Origin of the sequence: Streptococcus sp. 27098_8_91 (genome assembly GCF_041432385.1) — a bacterium.
Classification (GTDB): Bacteria; Bacillota; Bacilli; order Lactobacillales; family Streptococcaceae; genus Streptococcus.
The window spans coordinates 1-21,999 of record NZ_JAPVZN010000008.1 but is presented as its reverse complement, the minus strand read 5'-3'; the positions used below and the strand labels follow the sequence as shown (position 1 = coordinate 21,999).

Sequence of the window (21,999 nt, the reverse complement as noted above, 5' to 3'; positions counted from 1 at the left end):
AAGGGCTTTTTTATTTGCTCTTAGGAGTTAGGAAGGAGAACAAGATGGCAAGTGGTACGCCATTAGGTCAGATGTATATTGAGCTAGGGCTGGACGTGTCAAAGTTCAACCCCACTCTAAATGGTGCAAAAAATGCTGTAAAGTACTTCCAAAATAATGTCCGTTCTTTGGATAGTACTTTGAAAGGAAATGAAAAAAATGCTAGCTTACTTCAAGCTAAATACAAGACTTTAGGACAAGCTATTGATTCACAACGTAAAGTTTTGGATGAGATGAAGAAAAGTTTTGATAAGCTAGACCCTGGAACAGCTAACTTTGATAAAGCTGCAGCTGATATTCAGCGTGAGAATGCTAAGTTGGCAGCGATGGAAAACCAGCTACGTGGAGTTGAAAAAGCTTTGAAAGATGTTGGTCGCGAAAATAGCTGGGCTGGTATAATTTCGAATCAGTTATCCAAACAAGGGGAAAAGTTTGAGTGGCTAGGTGGGAAATTGCGTGGTATGGGAGACGCTATGCGTCCCGTATCGACTTTGGTTGCTACAGGATTTACATTAGCAACTCGAAAAGCAATTGAGTTTGAGGACCAGATGAACACAACCAAATCACTCCTTGCAGACACTGTACCCACTGTTGAAGAACTGAATACAACAACAAAAAGATTAGGTGAGAGTTCTAAAGGATGGGCGAAACAATATGGAATTTCTACGGCATCTATTAACGAAGGATTGCAAGAAATCATCAAGAAAGGTTTTGATGCTAATCAGACTATTGATGCTATGCCAAGCATCCTAGATGCTTCTAAAGCATCTGGCGATGATTTTAACGTGGTTATGAACGCATCTACAAACATCTTACGCCAGTTTGGACTAGAAGCTAAAGATACTGGTAGGGTAACTGACAGTCTAACTTATGTAGCTAACAAAACATCAGCTGGATTCTCAGATATGGGACTTGCTATGGAATATATCGGACCTGTAGCTCATTCGCTAGGTATGTCAATTGAGGAGACTTCAGCAGCTATTGGTCTACTTTCTGATAATGGTATAGCTGGTGAGAAGGCCGGTACGGCATTACGTGGTGCTTTATCAAAATTATTGAAACCTTCTGAATCTAATGCGAATGCAATGCGTGAATTAGGATTTAGCGTTGAAGAATTCCAGTCTGGTGCATTGAAGTTGCCAGATATTATCGATCGAATCAAGAAATCTACTGAAGGCTGGACGGATGCAGAAAAATCCTCTGCAATTGCCCGTGCATTTGGTATTGAGGCTCAAACAGGTATGAATGCCTTGATTAATCAAGGAGGGGATGCGCTTCGGAATCTAACAAAACAAACTGAAAATGCTCGTGGATATACTCATAAACTTGCTAGAGAGTTGATGAACTCTTCAAAAAATGGAGTTGAACGTTTTAAAGCTAATCTGGAAGTATTGCAGATAAATATTGGTCAAAAGTTGTTGCCAACTTTAAGCCCTCTAATCGAGAAGGTTAATCATATTATAGAGAGTTTTTCAAAGGCTTCCCCAGAAGTACAAAATTTTTGGATAAAAGTTGGTCTAGGTGCAGCAGTCGCCTACCCTGCTTTGAATATGCTGGGTAATTTCTCAACAACTCTCGGAGGAGTATTTAAAATCGCTGGGAAGGGAGTTGAGCTACTTAACACAGCAAGAAACATATCAGCAGTAGGGGCAACCGCTGCTGAAGCTGGTGCAAGTGTAGGATTGTTGTCAAAAGCAGGAACATTGCTTGGGCTTGCTTTTACACCAACAGGAGCTGTAGTTCTCGGGACACTTGCAGTTGGGGGTGCGATTGCTTACTTTGCTCACAAAGCATATGAAGCCAGACAACGTGCTCAAGAATGGGGGGCAAGCGTTAGCGTGGATCAAGCAAATCAACTTCAAGATTTCAAAGATAAAGTAGATGAAGCAAACCATGCGATGACAGATTTTGGATCAGGCGCTGCTAGTGTCGATAAGGTAACTGAATCTGTCAAAAAGCTAGCTACTGAGATTCAAAAGTTAGCTGATGAAAACCTAGCTAAAGACATCGATTTAGCACAAAAGTTAGGACTTAGTGATGAAGCAATTCAAGCTTTAACTGAGCATTCTAATCAAGTTAAAGATAATGTGCAACAAATGTCGGACGAGGTTATCAAAATTTATCAAAACGCTGCAAACAATCATCGAAAACTTTCTGAAGAGGAAAAAGCAATTGTTTTAGCAAACCAGAATGAACTCATCAATACTCAGTTAGAGTTGATGGAATATTCTGGTGAAGAACGTATCAACATGATCAAAGCTTTCAATGGTCAAGCCGATGAATTAAATACAGAACAGCTTAAAAAAGCCACTGAGTTAACTGAGAAATGGGTCAAAGATGAACAAGCTTCATACAAAGAACGTTTGGATGGGTACAAGAAACTCATGGAACAAATCAAAGGCGAGGATGAAAAATCTGTTAAAGCTCGTGCTGAGATTAAGGCCCAAATGGAGCAATTGGAAGCAGAACATACTGCTAAGATGGAAGCATATAGTCAGAAGTGGAACGATTTACAAGGTAGACTTTTGAAAACCTTGCAAGTTAGTCCAGAAGCATTAACAGGCATCATGAATCAACTTAAATCACGAGCTGAAGAGATGGGCTTGACTTATGATGAAATGGCTATAAAGTTCCAGAACACTTTCTCGAAAGTACAAGAAAGCCATAGTATGTGGGCACAAACCGCTAAAGATGCAACCGAATCAATGAAGCTTGCAAATACTCAATGGAATGCAATGGTTTGGGATGAAAAGACTGGTCAATTAAAGACAAATGCAGTTGAAGAAGTTCAAAAGGCCCTTGAAGCAGAAGGTGGATGGGATGCCATGCAGTTTATTCTTAAAGAAGCAAACCTTGAAACAAATGCACGCTTAACGATTGGTGAAGCTTTAGTTGCAAACGGCCAGTGGGAGCAGTTATCTCCAGAAGAAAAAGAACTAATTGTGAATGGCAAACCAGCGGTACAAGCTATCTTGGATAGCAAAGAACTGATGTTACAATGGAACGATTTGCCTTCTGAGGCAAAAGAAATTCTTGGTAAGAATGAAAGCTTTTTAAGCAGTGCAGAAGGTGCTAAGCAAGCATTGACTCAGTGGAACTTAATGACACTGAGCGAAAAAGCATTGACTTTAAAAGATTTAGCTAGTAGCGATATTAAGGTAGTCCAAGGTCGTATTGATATGATGACTGGTAAACAGTTACCTATCGAAGCAATCGATAACACACCAAGCACTGTAGAGTCGGTGTTGTATGGTGTAAATTCTATTCGTCAACATAAACCAGTTGATATTAACGCGACAGACTTGACAGGTGATGTCCGAAACGAGACAAGTAGTGAAATCAATGCTATTAAACAGAATAGTCCTATTGGCATTTCGGCTCAAAACAATACACAAGGAACTGTTAACCAGGTACAAAGTGGGGTTGATTCTATTCGTGACAAAACTGTAACCATTAACGTCCAAGACAACGCTTCTGATGTACTTTCAGGGATTCGAAGCTGGATCAATAGTGTAACGGGCAACTTCTTTACAAATATTTTTGCAAGCAGACACGCCCGTGGGACCAACTACCACCCTGGTGGTCTTGCTATTGTCAATGACCAGCGCAACAGCAACTACAAAGAAATGGTTACCCTGCCAGATGGCAGGAGTTTCATTCCTGAAGGCAGAGATGTCTTGCTCCCTCTTCCTAAAGGGTCTAAAGTCTTGAGAGCGGATAAAACTAAACGCTTGATGCGTGAGATGGGGATTCCCAAATACGCGACAGGGGTTGGTATTCCTAGCGATGCGAAATTCCTCCGTGAAATGGAAGAAGCGCAGCGTAATATTACAATTCAGACTACTAGTGTTCAAAGTGGTAAGGATACAGAAAAAGTCGTTGCTGAGATGAGAATTCTGAGGGCAAGTTTAGAAAAATTGCTTATTGCTATCCTCAACAAGGATACGAACGCTTATATGGATAGCTCTGTAGTGACGGATATTATAACCAAGAGGCAGAGAGAGCGAGAAAGAATGACACTAAGAATGAAAGGAGTACTTGAATGAGTGAAGTGACAATGCGTTTCAATAAAACTGATTTTCGAGAGCTTATTGAAATCCATGACATCCAACGAGATATCGGGAACAATCGCTCTATCTCTACCGACCAAGCACCAAGAATCGGAGTCAATATTCAGCAACAAACCATTGATGCAAAATATATCAAGGTAGATTTTTCGATCTGGTCCAAAGACAGAAATACCCTCAAGCACAAGCTTGCGGGTATTTTTAATGTTGATAGCCCTAAAGAGCTGACATTTTCAGATGAGCCTGACAAATACTATCTGGCCATGACGATTGAGAGTATTTCAATGCAAGAAACGAGTGGTCGAAGGTCAACCGGTTCTATAAAATTCATTGTTCCAGACGGTGTAGCCCATAGCTCAGCCTATAAAAATTTCAATAGTGATGCAAATGCGCAAAGCGCAGCTGATAAAATGGTTTTTGATTTAGTAAACAACGGAACCGTTGAGGCTTTTCCCATTATCCAAGTTAAGCATAATGCTGAAAATGGATATATAGGTCTTGTCAATAATAATACGGCTTTTGAGATGGGAAACCGTGAGGAAGCTGATACTGAACCAGTCAAACGGTCTGAGGTCTTGCTTGATTTTAGAGGCGACAAAATCGCTGATGGCTTTGCTAGAGCAGTGAAAAATAGCTCAGTGACCAATAGCAGATGGGACAATATAACGGGAACATCAGAACTGACCACAGTAGATGGCAAGAAGCGTATAAAGGTAAGAGAGCAGACCAGCGGGGCTTACAATGAAAATTATGGCGCAGGGCTTTCGTGGGAGATACCTGCAGACTCAACAGGTCAGAAAGGCTCACTCAATGATTATCTATTTTGTAAATTGGTCTATCAACTAGAGTCAATCAATCAATGTGGCTTTATTAAGGTAGCTGTATCTGACACTAGTGGTCAATTTTTGTACGGAATCGAAACCTATAAGCGCTATAACGGTCTATACTGTGGATTTAATGTCTTTGCGACAGATAACGCTGGTGGATATAACTTTTTAAAAACTTTGCTTTTTGACTCTTCTAGCGATAAAAATACAAATCCGTTTGCACTTTCAAAAGGTCAATTTGAATTACAAAGAAACGACGAGAGAGTTCAAGTTTATTATAATGGCTCGCACTATGACTTTATTGTCCCTGAAATTAAAGGCAAAAAGTCAGCTAAGATCCATGTTACGATAGGTGCTTTTCGCGGAAAAACAATCATCTCTCACTTATATCTTGATGAGTTGATGTATCGTAAGGACTTTGTACAAGCATCAAGAGACATTCCTAATCGCTATCCTATCGGTTCAAATGTTGTAATCAATAGTGAAGATGATACCGTATATATTGACGGTATCGCTAAAGCTGGAGAGGTTGTCGATGGCTCACAATGGCTATCTATACCGCCTGGAAATTCTAAACTTGAGATGTATTTTTCAAGTTTTATCAAGAAAAAACCAACCGTGACAATCGAATTTGAAGAAAGGTGGCTATAATGCTATTAACAATTCATGACGCGAACTTGCGAAAGGTTGCTTTTGTTGATAACAGCAAGCAAAGCACACTTAACTTTTACAACGATACCTGGACTAGAAGTTTACAAACAGGATCATCCACTTTTGAATTCACTGTATTTAAAAAGTCTATCAAGTCAGACACTCCAACCCAAAAAGCCTATTCTTATCTGAATGAACGGGCGTGGGTATCTTTCAAATATCATGGAAAGAGCTTTATTTTCAACGTTATGCAGGTTGAAGAAAATGAGCAGACAATTAAATGCTATTGTGAAAACCTCAATCTTGAGTTAATCAATGAGGTAGCTAATCCTTACAAGGCTACAAAGGCTATGAGCTTTGCTGAGTATTGCGAAGCTATGGATTTATTAAACTATACCCATCTTGTTATCGGCATCAATGAAGTATCAGATAACAAACGTACTCTTGAATGGGAAGGGCAAGAAACTAAACTAGCCCGTCTATTGAGTCTTGCCAAACGCTTTGATGCTGAGATTGAGTTTGATACACAATTAAACGCTGATAGCACAATCAAAAAGTTTAGTGTCAACGTCTATCATGAAAATGATGACGCACATCAAGGTGTAGGTCGTATCAGAAACGATATAAGCTTAAAATATGGCAAGAATATCACTTCTATCACCCGTAGAGTTGATAAGACAGGTCTTTTCAATTCAATCCGGCCAACTGGTAAAAGACGATTAAAAAATGGATCTGGTGAAGAAGTTGAAGAAGTAGTTACAATACAAGGTCTTGATGAGTGGAAAAAGTACAACAAGGATGGAATTTGTGAATTTTATCAATTAGGGGCTCATCTTGTTGCTCCAATCTCTATGCAGCTATATCCATCAACATTCACACATTCAACAGGTGAACTAGACCAGTACACAAGAAAAGATTTTAGTTACGATACCGACGATCCAAAAGAATTGCGACGTCTAGCATATAATGAACTAAAAAAACATTGCTATCCAGCAATCACTTATGAAGTCGATGGCTTTGTTGATGTCGAAATCGGCGATACAGTCAAAATTCATGATGAGGGATTCAATCCACTATTGATAGTTCAAGCCCGTGTTTCTGAACAAAAAATCAGTTTTTCAAACCCAGCAAGCAACAAAACGATCTTTTCAAATTTTAAAGCGCTTGAAAATCAGTTATCAGACGGCATACAAGAGGTACTTGAGCGCTTGTTTGAGCAGTCTAGGCCCTATATCGTCAAGTTATCTACTAGCAATGGTGTCATCTTTAAGAATCAGATCGGCCAGAGTATAATAACCCCAACCTTATACAAGGGAGGAAAACCAGTTGTTGCTGGTGTTACTTGGCGTTGGGCGCTCGATGGAGAAGTGACAACAGGGATGACTTACTTAGTTAGAGGCTCAAATGTAACAGATACAGTCACTCTGACAGTTGCGGCTTACATTGGAAATAAAGAGGTTGCTGTTGATGAGATATCGCTTGTTAATGTTGTTGATGGAAAACTTGGTACACCTGGAACTCCGGGGCGAGATGGTCGCACTCCTTATGTGCATACAGCGTGGGCTAATAATGCAACAGGAACAGATGGATTTAGTCTTGATAGCTCAATCAATAAACTCTATATTGGTATTTATACAGACTTTGAACCAAACGATAGCACAGATCATAAAAAATACAAGTGGGCTAAAGTAAAAGGGGACAAGGGAGAAAAAGGCGAAAAAGGAGAACCAGGACAACGTGGTTTAGATGGCTTGCAAGGCGCACGAGGTGAACAAGGGTTACCTGGTCGAAATGGAGCAGACGGCCGTACACAATACACTCACATAGCTTATAGTAATAGTGCTGATGGAACTAAGGATTTTTCTGTAAGTGCCTCTGATAGAGCTTATATCGGTATGTATGTTGATTTCAGTAGCGCTGATAGTACTACTCCATCCGATTACAATTGGACACTTGTAAAAGGTTCTGATGGTGTAAATGGTGTGGCAGGTAAGGCTGGCGCAGATGGTAGGACACCATACTTACACATAGCTTACGCCACATCAAATAACGGCTCACAAGGTTTCTCAACTACTGACAGTACAAATAAAACGTATATCGGAACATACACAGATTACACTCAGGCAGATAGTACAGATTACAGAGTGTATAAGTGGACGTTGATAAAAGGAGCAGATGGTACTGGTATTTCTAATGTAACTAATTACTATTTAGCTACTACAGTCCCAACAGGTATCACAAGAGCAAGTGCAGGGTGGACAACTACGCCACAGCCTATCACATCAGACAAGCGTTATTTATGGAATTATCGAGTTGAGCTATACACAAATGGTACAAACAAGACAACAGAGCCTGCTGTTATTGGTGTGCGCGGGGGAAAAGGAGACCCTGGACCACAGGGAGCAATAGGTCCTAAAGGAGATCGAGGGGAGAAAGGCGAGCGTGGAGAACGTGGCTTACAAGGACTCCAAGGCTTGCAAGGCGCTAAGGGTGACCAAGGTATTCCAGGCCCTAAGGGAGCTGATGGCCGTACACAGTACACTCACATGGCCTATGCTGATAATGCAACAGGTAGTGGATTCAGTCAAACAAATGCTGACAAAGCCTATATCGGGGTGTATGTTGACTTTAATCCAACAGATAGCAGAAACCCTGCTGATTATCGCTGGAACAAGTGGAAAGGTCCAGATGGAAAGAATGGTAAGGATGGTCCTCAAGGTATTCCAGGTAAGCCTGGAGCAGATGGGCGGACTCCATATTTTCATAGGGCTTGGGCTAACTCTGCTGATGGTCGTGATGGTTTCAGTACAACAGATAGCACGAATAAGCGATATTTAGGTACGCTAACGGATTTCACTGAGGCAGATAGTCAAAATCCTAAACTGTACAAGTGGACAGCTTTGTTTGGCACAACAGAGCAATCGGGTAATATCTTACTAGATTCAAATGCCGGATGGAGAAATAAGCACAGACAAGATTTTATTTTAGCTGAACCTTTGAAATTCGGTAAACAGTACACATTAAGCGCTAGGTGGTGGAGGAGTGATAACAGTACACTTAACTTTGGGATTCGTGAAAATTCTAGCGATAGCTGGCAGTGGATAAATTTAGCATATAGCTTTGAGTTGGATGTCTGGAGTGCTACTTTTACATCCAAGAAAAACCTTAACGCTGGTGATATTGTTTCATTTTTCACTGTAGAACTAGAAGGAATTGGTAATGCTGACTGGGCAGTTTTAACAGTTGGAGCCATACCAATGACGAGCTGGCAACCTCACTGGTCAGAGACTCAAAAACAACTAGACTCTAAAGCTGACCAAGGGTTAACTCAGGAACAAATCAATGCGCTAAATGAAAAGGCTGGGATTATTCAAGCCGAGGTTGAGGCTAAGGCTAGCGCTGATGACTTAGATAACTGGATAAAGGCTTACAAGGACTTTGTCAACGCAAACGAGACCGCAAGGGCGCAGGCTGAAAAAGATTTGATTTCGGCTAGTCAGCGCGTCTCTAATATCGCAAAAGACTTGGGAGAATTGTCTGACCGCTGGAATTTCATAGATAGCTATATGAGCTCATCTAATGAGGGTCTTGTCATTGGTAAGAATGACGGTAGCTCTAGCATGATGTTCAACCCTAACGGCCGTATCTCAATGTTTAGCGCTGGTGTAGAGGTTATGTATATCTCTCAAGGTGTAATCCACATCGAGAACGGGATTTTCTCTAAAACTATCCAAATTGGACGATTTAGGGAAGAGCAGTATCACATTAACCCTGATATGAACGTTATCAGGTATGTAGGCTAAAAGGAGGAAGTATGGCAAAGTTTAGTAATTCAAGTGGGAGCTTGTATCTCAATGTCTATGTGGAGCAAGGCTCTCAGAGTATCACGGCTAACACCTCAACCGTCAACTGGCGGATGACAGTCAGTCGTACAGGCGCCTATTATACTCATAACCATCAAGGGGACAGTACGCTTTCTCTTAATCTTGATGGTCAAAACGTGCATTACAGCTATCCGACGTGGGAGACATCAGGAGAGGAGTACACGCTTGCTAGTGGGTCAAGTACAATCAGCCACAATGCAGATGGGACTAAGACCTTACCTATATCATGCACGTTCAATCCGAATAATGGCCTGCATGGGCCTATCACAGTATCAGCAAGCCTTAGCCTGACGACTATACCACGTTCAAGTTCTGTAAGCGTGAGCGCTGGAGTTATTGGTAGTTCGGTTACTATCAATATTAACCGTCAAAGCTCCAGTTTTAAGCATACAGTGCGCTATACCTGGGCCGGTAAGAGTGGAACGATTGCAAGCAATGTAGACACATCCACAACGTGGATGATCCCTCTTGACTTTTCCAACGACATCCCAAACTCTGCTAGTGGTACAGGTACAATCTACGTTGATACGTATTCAGGCTCTACCAAGACTGGAACGCAGTCAACAACTTTGACGGCTAGCGTGCCAGCGAATGTGAAACCTACATTTTCAGGGGTTACACTGTCAGATTTGAATTCTGCAGCACAGAACCTTATCCCGAATTCTGACACGTTCATCCAGGTTATTTCTAACATCAAAGTAGCGTTTAATGGCGCAGCTGGTTCTTACGGCTCATCCATCACTGGATACTATGCTGAAATAATCGGCAAGAACCAATCCACAAGCTCAAACGGTGGGAGCCTTGGTATTATGAACTATCACGGCACAATCAAAATCAGAGCTAGTGTATCTGATAGCCGTGGTAGATGGTCTGATACTAGAGAGGTATCTGTGACCGTGCTTGAGTATTTTGCTCCTGCATTGAATTTTAGCATAGCAAGAACAGGCTCAACCTCTAGCACTCTGACAGTTACACGAAACGCCAAAATAGCGCCCTTGACTGTCTCAGGAAGTCAAAAGAATACAATGTCGCTGACCTTCAAGGTGGCACGACTTGGGACTGCTAACTATCAAGTAGATACAGGACCAGCTACTGGATCCTGGACAAGTATCTCAAGTCTAGTCAATTCACAGGCTAATCTTGCTGGCAATTATCTAGCTAATCAGTCATGGGTCGTCATTGGTACACTAGAGGACAAGTTCACACGGTCTGATTTCATGGTCAATGTAGCAACAGAGAGCGTGGTCTTGTCTTATGACAGGTCAGGTGTAGGTGTCAACAAAATCAGAGAGCGTGGCGCTCTTGATGTCAAAGGGGACATCTTTGCCGATGACAAACCTATTCAGCAGTATCAGCTTACAGATAATAGAGGTTTTGGAAAACTCATCAAACAAGATTTCAACTCAATGACAAATACTGGGCATTGGTGGATAGACGGAACTTCTCCCAACAATCCTTTTGGCGCTTGGGGGATGTTAGAAGTATTCAGACCTAACCCAAACTCAGTAGAGGCTATTCAGCGATTTACAACATCAATGGGATACATGGCAGTTAGGGAGAATGGCTTTGATAATAACTGGAGGCCATGGCGCTATCTAGTGCAACAATCAAAATCCACTAATAACTCTGACTATGTGGCATTGTTAAAATCAGAAAGCGAGCCCACACCTTGGAGGGACTTATCTTTGCAAAACGGATGGCAGCATCATCAGCAGTACAATGATGTTCAATATTCAAAAACGTTTGACGGCGTTGTTTATTTTAGAGGTTCAGCGTACAAAGGGAAAACTACGATTGAGACAGTGATAGGGACTTTACCAGTGGGGTTTAGACCAACACAGACACTGTACATCTCAACGATCAATAACAACTATAATGTAGCTGTTTTAGGTATCTACGGAAATGGCAATATAGTTGTAAAAGGTAACGTAGACTCAAACTGGCTTAACTTTGATAATGTTTCATTTAAAATCTGAAACATCGTAAAAAGTCCCAATAATTTTTTAGATAATTAAATCAAAAGGAGGAAATATGAAACTAGAATACGGTCAAAAATCATTAGAGTACGACGGAAGTGGTGCAGTAACAGCCACTAAGGTCACGCTTGTCAACTCAGATGGTGCTATTGTGCCAATCTTGCTACCAGCTGATAAAATCAGCCTATCAAATACAGAGCTATTTGAACTCGCCCTAGAGGCTCTCTATCAAGAGAATTTCCCACAGCGTGCTGAGAAGGAGAAATTTAACCAGGTAGAAGCTCAGTTGCAACAAAACAAGGAAATGGCAGCCAAGGTGGAGCAAGCTACCACTGAGAATAAGGAAAATCTGGACACAGTTTCAGCTATCACTGAGGTCCTGGTTGCCTTGGGCATCTCTCAAAATGGAGGAATGCCTACATTTGCTTATAGCAAGGTTGCTAATTTCATCAAGCCTCTTGTTAAAGGTACACGCTACTCAAATGGAGACATCATTGCCATGCCTTATCCATTTGAAACCAATGCCAAATGGCCAAAAGGCACGCAAACTATCTTTATGTTTCAAATGAGAGCAAACGAGGGGTTCACATACAAAGACCAAGCACTCTCTGACATGCTGCAGCAAGGTGTGCTGACTGTGGTCATGCCACGTATCGATTAAGGAGGATATATGCAAATCGAATTTTTCAATTTTTTAAGAAGCGTCGTCCAGACTGAAGACGGTCTGGTCTTGTACGCCCTAGCACTAATTGTCTCCATGGAAATCATTGATTTTGTGACAGGAACGATTGCGGCTATTGTCAACCCTGACATCGAGTACAAGAGCAAAATCGGCATCAACGGACTTCTTCGCAAAATTTTAGGAGTCCTCTTGCTGATGATCCTCATTCCGATGTCTGTCCTCTTGCCTGAAAAGACAGGTTTCCTCTTCTTGTATTCGATTTACCTCGGGTACATCGCATTTACTTTTCAATCCCTCGTTGAAAATTACCGTAAATTAAAAGGAAATGTTAATCTTTTTCAACCATTTTTAAAAGCATTTCAGCGATTGATTGAGAAAGACGAAGATAAAAATAAAGGAGAATAACACATGATTAACTGGAAAGTACGTTTTAACTTAAAAAACAAAACATTTTTATTGCGAGTGGCATTCGCACTAGCTTTGCCAATCCTCGCATATTTCAATCTTAAACTGGAGGACTTGGTCAGCTGGGGAGTCATTTTAGACTTGCTTGGCAAATTCTTTGCGAACCCTTATCTTGTGGGGTTGACGATTGTAAATATTCTAAATATCATTCCCGACCCAACAACAGCAGGGATTTCAGACAGCAAACGTGCGCTAGAATACTACGAACCAAGCGAAGATTAGGAGAAAACAATGAAGAAAAACGACTTATTCATCGATGTATCTAGCCATAATGGGTACGATATTACAGGTATTTTGGCTGACATGGGTACACAGAATACCATCATCAAAATCTCAGAAAGCACAAGCTACCTAAATCCGTGCCGACATGCCCAAGTAGAACAATCAAATCCTATTGGGTTCTACCATTTTGCATGGTTTGGCGGAGATAGTGAAGAAGCTGAAAGAGAAGCTAAATATTTTCTGGACAACGTGCCTAAAAAAGTTAAATATCTGGTGCTAGATTATGAAGACCACGCTAGCGGAGACAAACAGGCAAATACAGATGCTTGTATTCGCTTCATGGAAATCCTCAAAGAAAATGGCTATGAACCAATCTATTACAGCTATAAGCCATTCACGCTCAATAATATCTATTATGAGCAGATTCTTGAGAAATTCCCAAATAGCCTTTGGATTGCAGGCTATGGTTTGAATGATGGTACAGCTAACTTTGAATATTTTCCATCAATGGATGGTATCCGCTGGTGGCAATACTCTTCAAATCCGTACGACAAAAATATTGTTTTACTAGATGACGAAGAAGCCGAGCCAAAATGGAAAAGAAATGATACTGGTTGGTGGTGGGAACACCCAGACGGATCTTATCCAAAAGAAGAATGGGAAAAAATCGGCGGTGTGTGGTACTACTTTGATGCTAAAGGATATTGTCTAACCAGTCAATGGTTCAAAGAAAATGATAAGTGGTACTACCTCAAAGAAAATGGGGCAATGGCCATTGGTTGGGTGTTTGTGAATGGCAAATGGTACTATCTTGATGCTTCAGGAGCAATGGTCACTGGCTGGGTTCAATACAAGGACAAACTATACCATCTCAAAGAAGAGAATGGCGAAATGTCTTCAAAAGAACTTGTCAAGGTCGAAGGAGGCTGGTACTACGTCAATGAGGATGGCAGTCGTTCAGACAAACCAGCACTCGATGTATTACCTAATGGATTAATCACCACAAAATAAAATAAAACAGAAAGAATCAAAAATATCGTACACTAACCGCAGGCAGTAGCTTGCGGTTTTTTTGTTTGGTCTGAAAATAGAAAAAAACAGTGAAATTACTCACTGATCCTTTTGTAAACTATTAGAACTAAATTGTAGCCTTCTCAACTATACGGGCAAAGGTGAGTATGAAAATGAATACGAAGATGAATACGATTTAAAAAAATGACGGTAATCAATGGAAATAATTTTAAATAAAAATAAGCAAAAACTCAACTAACGATAAGCAACAGAAAGTATTGGAAAACATTTGTCACTTATACCATAGTTCGTGACAGTTCCTGTTTTTTTTGATAGAATCATACAGTATGCCCTTGGGCACAAAGTAAGAACTGGGACTGTCTTTCCCAGCTTCGGAGGTAAAAAATGTCAGATTCACCAATCAAATATCGTTTGATTAAAAAAGAAAAACACACGGGAGCTCGTCTGGGTGAGATTATCACGCCACACGGAACCTTCCCAACTCCTATGTTTATGCCAGTTGGGACTCAAGCAACGGTCAAAACACAATCGCCAGAAGAATTGAAAGAGATTGGGTCAGGGATTATCCTCTCTAATACCTATCACTTGTGGCTTCGTCCTGGAGATGAGTTGATTGCTCGAGCAGGTGGGCTTCATAAGTTCATGAACTGGGACCAACCTATCTTGACGGATAGTGGCGGTTTCCAAGTATACTCTCTAGCTGATAGCCGTAACATTACAGAGGAAGGGGTAACCTTCAAAAACCACCTCAATGGTTCCAAGATGTTCCTATCACCTGAAAAAGCCATCTCTATCCAAAACAATCTAGGCTCAGATATCATGATGTCCTTTGACGAATGTCCTCAATTTTATCAGCCTTATGATTATGTGAAGAAGTCAATCGAACGTACAAGCCGTTGGGCTGAGCGTGGATTAAAAGCTCATCGTCGTCCACATGACCAAGGATTATTTGGGATTGTGCAAGGCGCAGGATTTGAAGATCTTCGTCGTCAATCAGCTCGCGACCTTGTTAGCATGGACTTCCCTGGATACTCTATCGGAGGGTTGGCAGTAGGTGAAACTCATGAAGAGATGAATGCAGTTTTGGATTTCACCACTCAACTTCTTCCTGAAAACAAACCTCGCTACTTGATGGGAGTGGGAGCGCCAGATAGCTTGATTGATGGGGTTATTCGTGGGGTCGATATGTTTGACTGTGTCTTGCCGACTCGTATCGCTCGTAACGGAACTTGTATGACTAGCCAAGGACGTTTGGTTGTCAAGAATGCCCAGTTTGCGGAGGACTTTACCCCACTTGATCCTGAGTGCGATTGCTACACATGTAAGAACTACACCCGTGCCTACCTTCGTCACTTGCTCAAGGCCGATGAGACCTTTGGTATTCGTTTGACAAGTTACCATAACCTTTACTTCTTGCTCAACCTTATGAAGCAGGTTCGTCAGGCTATTATGGATGATAATCTCTTGGAATTCCGTGAGCATTTTGTTGAAAAATATGGCTACAATAAATCAGGTCGTAATTTCTAAGATTAGTAGACCAAAGCTAAAATCCTAAGTTTTCTCTTAGGATTTTTCTTCTTTTTTTGATAAAATAAAGGTAGTATGGAATGAACATTAGATGGTTTTTTTTACTACTCTAATGAACGGAGAATAAACTCGTATGCGTATAAAATGGTTTTCCTTGATTAGGATTACAGGCTTACTCTTGGTACTCTTGTACCATTTTTTTCAGACGATTTTTCCAGGAGGTTTCTTCGGGGTTGACGTCTTCTTCACCTTTTCAGGTTTTCTAATTACGTCACTCCTGTTAGAAGAATTTGGACAAAAAGGGAAAATCGATATCTTGGGATTTTTCAGGAGACGTTTCTATCGTATTTTCCCTCCAGTCGTCTTGATGATCCTGGTCGTTATGCCCTTTACTTTCTTGGTTCGCCAAGATTATATAGCCGGGATTGGTAGTCAGATAGCTGGTGTTCTTGGTTTTATGACTAACTTCTATGAAATGTTAACAGGGGGAAGTTATGAATCTCAGTTCATTCCTCATTTGTTTGTTCATAATTGGAGCTTGGCGGTTGAGGTTCATTACTATATCTTGTGGGGCTTGGCGATTTGGTTCTTGTCCAAGCGGGTAAAATCATCTGGACAATTAAGAGGGCTAGTCTTTCTTCTATCATCAGCTGTCTTTATCATCGGTTTTCTTTCAATGTTTATCGGTAGCTTTATCGTTAGTTCCTACTCGACGCTCTACTTTTCTAGCTTTACTCACGTCTATCCTTTCTTTCTAGGCAGTATTTTGGCATCTTTGGTAGGTGTTCGTCAAACGACTACTCTTGTTAAGCGTTTAAATAATACCTGGGATTTGAAAAAGACCTTGCTAGTATTCGGGGCAGGTCTCGGAGTTTTGCTCTTATTGACTTTCTTCGTGAAATTTAATTATCTCTTTGCCTACTTGCTTGGCTTCTTGTTGGCAAGTTTAGCTGCGCTTCTGATGATCGTTGCAGCACGACTTTTGCATGAGAAAACTCCGACGATTGAAGAACCAAAGGTAATTAGCTTCTTAGCTGACACCAGCTATGCCGTCTATCTTTTCCACTGGCCGTTTTATATTATTTTCTCTCAGTTGATGAGCAATTTACCAGCTGTGATTCTCACCACTATCTTTTCTTATCTCTTTGCAAGCCTTTCCTTCTATGTGATTGAACCTTTCATTGCTGGGAAGAATAGTAGCATATTGCAAAAGGTAAAAGAAATTCCGCATATTCAACCAATCTTTGCGGGTAGCGTCGGTTTTCTTAGCTTGCTAACACTGATTGTGATGTTCATAGCTCCCCAAGTCGGTGCTTTTGAAACGGATTTGATGGTAAATGGTCTTAATCAAGCTCAAACCAATATCACCCGTACAAAAACCATGGCGGACCAAGCAGAAGCCAGTCACTACAATATTGCTGAAGGTGTATCCATCATTGGAGATTCTGTAACCTTGCGTGCAACACCTGAACTTAAAGAGGTTCTACCAGACGCTCAGACAGATGGTCAAGTCAGCAGAAATACCAAGCAAGCCAATGCTATTATGCTCAACCATAGTCAGAATAAAGTCCTCCCTAAAATAGTCGTTATTGCTACTGGAGTGAATAATCCTGAGGATTATAAGGCTGATATCGATTCTTTGATAACGAATCTACCTAAGGGGCATCAACTTGTACTTATGACACCTTATGAGGGTGATACAACTCAAGCAACTCAGCCTTATGTAGAACAGTATGCTAGCTATGTGCGTGAAGTAGCTCAAAAGTATCCTTACATTGAGGTTGCTGACTGGAATCAGGTATCTAAGGATCATCCAGACATCTGGAAAGGAACGGACCAGGTTCACTTTGGAAGTGATAATGCTAAACTAGAAGAGGGAGCTAAGCTCTACGCAGAAACGATAGCATCAGCTATCAAGGCCTTGGCAGATAAACCTGTGAAGTCAAAATAATATTTAAAAAGTAGAGATGACCGTTCTCTACTTTTTCTTTTTAGAAAGTATGTCTTAGAAGCTCAATCATTGTCTGAGTTTATTTCTCTAACCTATGCCAATATCCCTTTGCTCTAGGTTGTTAGCTCTTTGGGCAGTTTGGTTCAAACTATGACTAATTTCTAGTCTGTAGTTTTTATGGCGAATCCAGTTTTGATTGGGAAAAACTTGCCAAATTGTCAGAATTATGAGAAAATAGGTGCAGTTTACAAATGGAGGGAATGCAATGAGAGAAGATATCAAAATCAATGATCGTGCTCTAGCATTAGGAGAACAAATCATTGAAAAACTAGAAAAAGTTTACGATACAGATGTGGAACTAGATGTCTATAATCTTGGCTTGATTTACGAGATTCATTTGGACGAGGCTGGTCTTTGTACAATTGTCATGACCTTCACCGACACCGCCTGCGATTGCGCCGAAAGCCTGCCTATCGAAATCGTGGCAGGTCTCAAACAAATCGAGGGTATCGAAGATGTCAAGGTTGAAGTTACCTGGTCGCCTGCCTGGAAGATTACAAGAATCAGTCGCTACGGTCGTATTGCCCTTGGACTGCCACCTCGTTAAAATACAAGAGCTCTCTGCCAATAAACAGAGAGCTGTTTTGTTATTCGATTCCTCTAACTGCGAAATAGTGTCCACTTGGATTTGCAAAGTTAAAGTGAGGGAAAGGTTGGGTACTGATCGGACTAGTGGTGTCAGTCACTGCAGCTAGGCGTTTATGAAGACCGTGAAGATCTGCTGTCTCAAAGAGTAGGCTGGGTTTCATCTCAAAAGTTTCAAATCCCATGATTTCAGAGTGGTTCACAATTTCAAAATCGAAAGCAGACCAAAAGTTTCTCTCAGCTGCTACGTCTTCTACGTAGAGCATAATTCCTGTATTTTTTGAAAACATTGTTTCTCCTTCATAATCATAGTTAGAGCAATTATCTTATCACATTCCATGAGAAAATACAAAGAACCAGAAAAAGCAGTCATTTAACGACTGCTCTTATTTTTCTAATTATTTTTTACCAGATTGTTCCATATTCCAGAAATCTGTAACGGCACCACGTGATGCAGAAGATACGGTATGGGCATACTTACCAAGGACACCACGGCTATAGAGTGGTGGCAATGTTGTTTCTGCCTTGCGTTTTTCAAGTTCTTCTTCGGATACGGTCATAGAAATTTCTTTTGTATCTTGGTCGACAGTGACGATATCGCCTGTACGGAGATAGGCAATTGGTCCACCATCCTGAGCTTCAGGAGCGATATGTCCAACAACCAATCCATAAGTACCACCAGAGAAACGGCCATCTGTCAAGAGGGCAACTTTGTCTCCTTGGCCTTTACCAACGATCATTGATGAAAGTGATAGCATCTCAGGCATACCAGGACCACCCTTAGGTCCAACGAAACGCACGACGACAACGTCGCCATCAACGATTTCATCTGACAAGACAGCTTGGATAGCATCTTCTTCAGAATCAAAGACCTTAGCTGGTCCAACGTGACGACGCACTTTAACACCTGATACCTTGGCAACTGCTCCATCAGGTGCAAGGTTCCCGTTCAAGATAATCAATGGTCCATCTGCACGTTTTGGATTTTCCAATGGCATGATGACTTTTTGACCTGGTGTGAGGTCTGCAAAGTCAGCTAAGTTTTCAGCGACAGTCTTACCAGTACATGTGATACGGTCTCCGTGAAGGAATCCATTTGCCAACAAGTACTTCATAACCGCAGGCACACCACCAACTTCGTAAAGGTCTTGGAAGACATACTGACCAGATGGTTTCAAGTCGGCCAAGTGAGGCACACGTTCTTGGATTGTATTGAAGTCCTCAAGTGACAAGTCAACATTAGCCGCGTGGGCAATGGCAAGCAAGTGAAGAGTAGCATTTGTAGAACCACCGAGAGCCATAGTTACAGTGATAGCATCTTCAAAGGCTTCACGAGTCAAGATATCTGATGGTTTGAGACCAAGTTCCAACATCTTAACAACAGCACGTCCTGCTGCTTCGATGTCTTCTTTCTTATCAGCAGATTCTGCTGGGTGAGAAGAAGAACCTGGCAAGCTCATCCCCAAAACTTCGATAGCAGTCGCCATAGTATTGGCAGTATACATACCACCACAGCCACCAGGGCCAGGGCAGGCATTACATTCCAGACGTTTCACGTCCTCCGCTGTCATATCGCCGTGATTCCACTTACCGATTCCTTCAAATACAGAAACCAAGTCGATGTCTTTGCCATCCAGTTTTCCAGGGGCGATAGTACCACCGTAAGCGAAAATAGCTGGGATATCCATATTGGCAATAGCAATCATGGAACCAGGCATGTTCTTGTCACAACCCCCGATAGCTACAAATGCATCGACGTTATGACCGCCCATAGCAGCTTCGATAGAGTCCGCGATGATATCACGTGACGTTAGAGAGAAGCGCATACCCGGCGTTCCCATGGCAATACCATCGGCTACCGTAATGGTTCCAAACTGCACAGGCCAAGCATCAGCAGATTTGACACCTTCTTTTGCAAGCTTACCGAAGTCATGCAAGTGAATATTACATGGTGTATTTTCTGCCCAAGTCGAAATGACTCCCACAATTGGTGTTTCAAAGTCCTTATCTGTCATACCAGTCGCACGAAGCATGGCACGGTTTGGTGATTTAACCATGCTGTCATAAATGCTACTGCGGTGACGTTTATCTAATTCTGTCATTTGTTCCCTCCCGATTCAGTTTGTATCATTATAGCACATTTTAAAAGCAATGAACAGAAGAAAATTCTTGAATTTTCAGAAAATTCTATACAGAAATATTTTCTTTAAAAATTTTGCATTTATTTCTTGACTTTATAAATTAAAGTGATATCATTTAGATATCAAAAAACAGGAGGTCATTCTGATGACTGAAAAACTAATCAATTCAAAACCAAATGGTGTAGTAGCATTGATTCTCATTGAGTTGGCACTCGTACTTGGTGTTTTTATATTTGTAATGGGTGCTGGTTCGGAAAATATTTTTGGAATTATTATCGGACTTTTATTAAGCTTAATTGCAGGTCTAGCTCATGCTGGTTTAAAAGTTGTGAAACCTCAAGAAGCACTGGTTTTGACCCTCTTTGGTAACTATACTGGGACCATCAAAGAACCTGGTTTTTACTTTGTCAATCCCTTCAGTATAGCGGTCAATCCTGCAATCCACACTCGACTCGGACAAAGTGGTGATGTTAGCACAAAATCTCCTTTTTCAGGGATGAAATCATCAAATGGTAATGACGTAAATCTTGAAATTGGCAAGAAACAGATTTCCCTCAAAGTTATGACTTTAAGTAATTCTCGTCAAAAGATTAACGATTGCCTAGGGAACCCTGTTGAAATCGGAATCGCTGTTACTTGGAGAGTGGTCGATACGGCTAAAGCAGTCTTCAACGTAGATAACTACAAAGAATACCTGTCATTGCAGTGTGATAGCGCCCTTCGTAATATTGTTCGCATCTATCCTTACGATGTGTCTCCGAATGTGGATACTACAGGTGATGGGCAAGCCGATGAAGGAAGCCTCCGCGGTTCTAGTGAGATTGTAGCTAGTCGCATTCGTGAAGAAATCCAAAGTCGTGTAGAGGACGCTGGTTTGGAAATCCTTGAAGCACGTATTACTTACCTAGCTTATGCACCGGAAATTGCAGCTGTCATGCTTCAACGTCAACAAGCATCAGCCATTATTGATGCACGTAAGATGATTGTTGATGGCGCTGTAGGAATGGTTGAAATGGCACTAGAACGTCTCAATGAAGGAGAATTAGTAGAACTTGACGAAGAACGAAAAGCTGCTATGGTTTCAAATCTCCTAGTCGTTCTCTGTGGCAATCATGATGCACAACCAATTGTCAATACAGGAAGCCTTTATTAAAAATGGCAGAAGCTAAAAAAAAGCAGATTCCCCTTCGACTTTCGAATAAGTTATACGCTGCACTCGCATCATGGGCAGAAGATGACTTCCGATCAGTTAACGGGCAAATCGAATATCTTCTCACCGAATGTGTCAAACAACGAAAAAAAGACGGGAAATACGTCTCAGAAACCATTGATGAACCCTTCGAGATTGATATTTAATCTATTTTCCTATCCAGAATAGTGGATAGGAAAATTTTTTTATCTTTTTTTGTCAAGTAACTTTACTTTACAAAAAAGTTTTGATATACTATTAAAGTTGATGAAAATCAAACCTAACTGAATTTATATCTTAAAAGGAGAAATCAAAATGGCAGTACCTGCACGTCGCACTTCAAAAGCGAAGAAAAACAAACGTCGTACACACTACAAAGTAACAGCACCATCTGTAAACTTTGACGAAACTACTGGAGATTACTCACGTTCACACCGTGTATCACTTAAAGGATACTACAAAGGACGTAAGATCGCTAAAGCTGCATCAGCTGAATAATAGAAGGGAGATACCATGCGCGTAAATATTACACTTGAACACAAAGAATCTGGTGAACGCTTGTACCTTACTTCTAAAAACAAACGTAACACTCCAGACCGTCTTCAATTGAAGAAATACTCACCAAAACTTCGCAAGCACGTTGTGTTTACAGAAGTGAAGTAAGCATTCAATACGAATCAATACATAGGAAAAACGCTGAT

17 protein-coding genes are annotated in these 21,999 nt (G+C 41.1%); 15 read left to right on the top strand and 2 right to left on the bottom strand.

Annotated elements, in window-relative coordinates:
* Nucleotides 1-44 precede the first annotated feature (44 nt).
* The 11 genes from O3611_RS07770 to O3611_RS07720 all read left to right on the top strand — a co-directional run bounded on the left by O3611_RS07770 (nucleotide 45) and on the right by O3611_RS07720 (nucleotide 17,930).
* Nucleotides 45-4,085, top strand: coding sequence for a phage tail tape measure protein (locus O3611_RS07770; RefSeq protein ID WP_371608261.1), 4,041 nt, complete (start codon nucleotides 45-47; stop codon nucleotides 4,083-4,085).
* Complete coding sequence (locus O3611_RS07765; protein WP_371608260.1) at nucleotides 4,082-5,584, top strand: distal tail protein Dit; 1,503 nt, start codon at nucleotides 4,082-4,084, stop codon at nucleotides 5,582-5,584. The genes O3611_RS07770 and O3611_RS07765 overlap by 4 nt, the downstream gene beginning before the upstream one ends.
* Nucleotides 5,584-9,387: a phage tail spike protein gene (locus tag O3611_RS07760; protein WP_371608259.1), complete on the top strand. Its 3,804-nt coding sequence runs from the start codon at nucleotides 5,584-5,586 to the stop codon at nucleotides 9,385-9,387. The genes O3611_RS07765 and O3611_RS07760 overlap by 1 nt, the downstream gene beginning before the upstream one ends.
* A gap of 11 nt (nucleotides 9,388-9,398) precedes the next feature.
* Entirely contained in the window at nucleotides 9,399-11,444 is a 2,046-nt protein-coding gene (locus O3611_RS07755; protein ID WP_371608258.1) for a DUF859 family phage minor structural protein, read from the top strand.
* Between the two features lie 55 nt (nucleotides 11,445-11,499).
* Complete coding sequence (locus O3611_RS07750; protein ID WP_371608257.1) at nucleotides 11,500-12,105, top strand: DUF1366 domain-containing protein; 606 nt, start codon at nucleotides 11,500-11,502, stop codon at nucleotides 12,103-12,105.
* 9 nt (nucleotides 12,106-12,114) lie between these two features.
* Nucleotides 12,115-12,531, top strand: a complete 417-nt coding sequence (locus tag O3611_RS07745) for a phage holin family protein (protein WP_371608256.1) — start codon at nucleotides 12,115-12,117, stop codon at nucleotides 12,529-12,531.
* 3 nt (nucleotides 12,532-12,534) lie between these two features.
* Nucleotides 12,535-12,813 carry a phage holin gene (locus O3611_RS07740; RefSeq protein ID WP_371608255.1) on the top strand — a complete coding sequence of 93 codons (279 nt, stop codon included), beginning with the start codon at nucleotides 12,535-12,537 and terminating at the stop codon, nucleotides 12,811-12,813.
* Nucleotides 12,814-12,822: 9 nt separating this feature from the next.
* Complete coding sequence (locus O3611_RS07735) at nucleotides 12,823-13,824, top strand: GH25 family lysozyme (protein ID WP_371608254.1); 1,002 nt, start codon at nucleotides 12,823-12,825, stop codon at nucleotides 13,822-13,824.
* A gap of 405 nt (nucleotides 13,825-14,229) precedes the next feature.
* Nucleotides 14,230-15,372, top strand: a complete 1,143-nt coding sequence (gene tgt, locus O3611_RS07730; protein ID WP_075230954.1) for a tRNA guanosine(34) transglycosylase Tgt — start codon at nucleotides 14,230-14,232, stop codon at nucleotides 15,370-15,372.
* Between the two features lie 133 nt (nucleotides 15,373-15,505).
* The gene (locus O3611_RS07725) at nucleotides 15,506-17,323 is read left to right on the top strand and encodes an acyltransferase family protein (RefSeq protein WP_371608253.1); all 1,818 of its coding nucleotides are present in this window, start codon (nucleotides 15,506-15,508) and stop codon (nucleotides 17,321-17,323) included.
* A gap of 265 nt (nucleotides 17,324-17,588) precedes the next feature.
* Complete coding sequence (locus O3611_RS07720; protein WP_371608252.1) at nucleotides 17,589-17,930, top strand: metal-sulfur cluster assembly factor; 342 nt, start codon at nucleotides 17,589-17,591, stop codon at nucleotides 17,928-17,930.
* Between the two features lie 40 nt (nucleotides 17,931-17,970).
* Here O3611_RS07720 and O3611_RS07715 read toward each other — a convergent pair whose 3' ends face one another.
* Together O3611_RS07715 and ilvD are read right to left on the bottom strand one after the other, a co-directional pair.
* The gene (locus O3611_RS07715; protein WP_371608251.1) at nucleotides 17,971-18,258 is read right to left on the bottom strand and encodes a glyoxalase; all 288 of its coding nucleotides are present in this window, start codon (nucleotides 18,256-18,258) and stop codon (nucleotides 17,971-17,973) included.
* Between the two features lie 108 nt (nucleotides 18,259-18,366).
* On the bottom strand, nucleotides 18,367-20,070 hold the full coding sequence (ilvD, locus tag O3611_RS07710) for a dihydroxy-acid dehydratase (RefSeq protein WP_371608250.1): 1,704 nt from the start codon (nucleotides 20,068-20,070) through the stop codon (nucleotides 18,367-18,369).
* Nucleotides 20,071-20,254: 184 nt separating this feature from the next.
* On the opposite strand from ilvD, the gene O3611_RS07705 reads away from it, so the two are divergent.
* The 4 genes from O3611_RS07705 to rpmG all read left to right on the top strand — a co-directional run bounded on the left by O3611_RS07705 (nucleotide 20,255) and on the right by rpmG (nucleotide 21,961).
* On the top strand, nucleotides 20,255-21,262 hold the full coding sequence (locus O3611_RS07705; protein WP_075230949.1) for an SPFH domain-containing protein: 1,008 nt from the start codon (nucleotides 20,255-20,257) through the stop codon (nucleotides 21,260-21,262).
* 2 nt (nucleotides 21,263-21,264) lie between these two features.
* Nucleotides 21,265-21,465, top strand: a complete 201-nt coding sequence (locus O3611_RS07700; protein WP_000796543.1) for a PTS ascorbate transporter subunit IIC — start codon at nucleotides 21,265-21,267, stop codon at nucleotides 21,463-21,465.
* A 148-nt stretch (nucleotides 21,466-21,613) separates the two neighbouring features.
* Nucleotides 21,614-21,796, top strand: a complete 183-nt coding sequence (gene rpmF / locus O3611_RS07695; protein ID WP_000290417.1) for a 50S ribosomal protein L32 — start codon at nucleotides 21,614-21,616, stop codon at nucleotides 21,794-21,796.
* 15 nt (nucleotides 21,797-21,811) lie between these two features.
* Complete coding sequence (gene rpmG, locus O3611_RS07690; RefSeq protein WP_001265622.1) at nucleotides 21,812-21,961, top strand: 50S ribosomal protein L33; 150 nt, start codon at nucleotides 21,812-21,814, stop codon at nucleotides 21,959-21,961.
* Nucleotides 21,962-21,999: the final 38 nt, after the last annotated feature.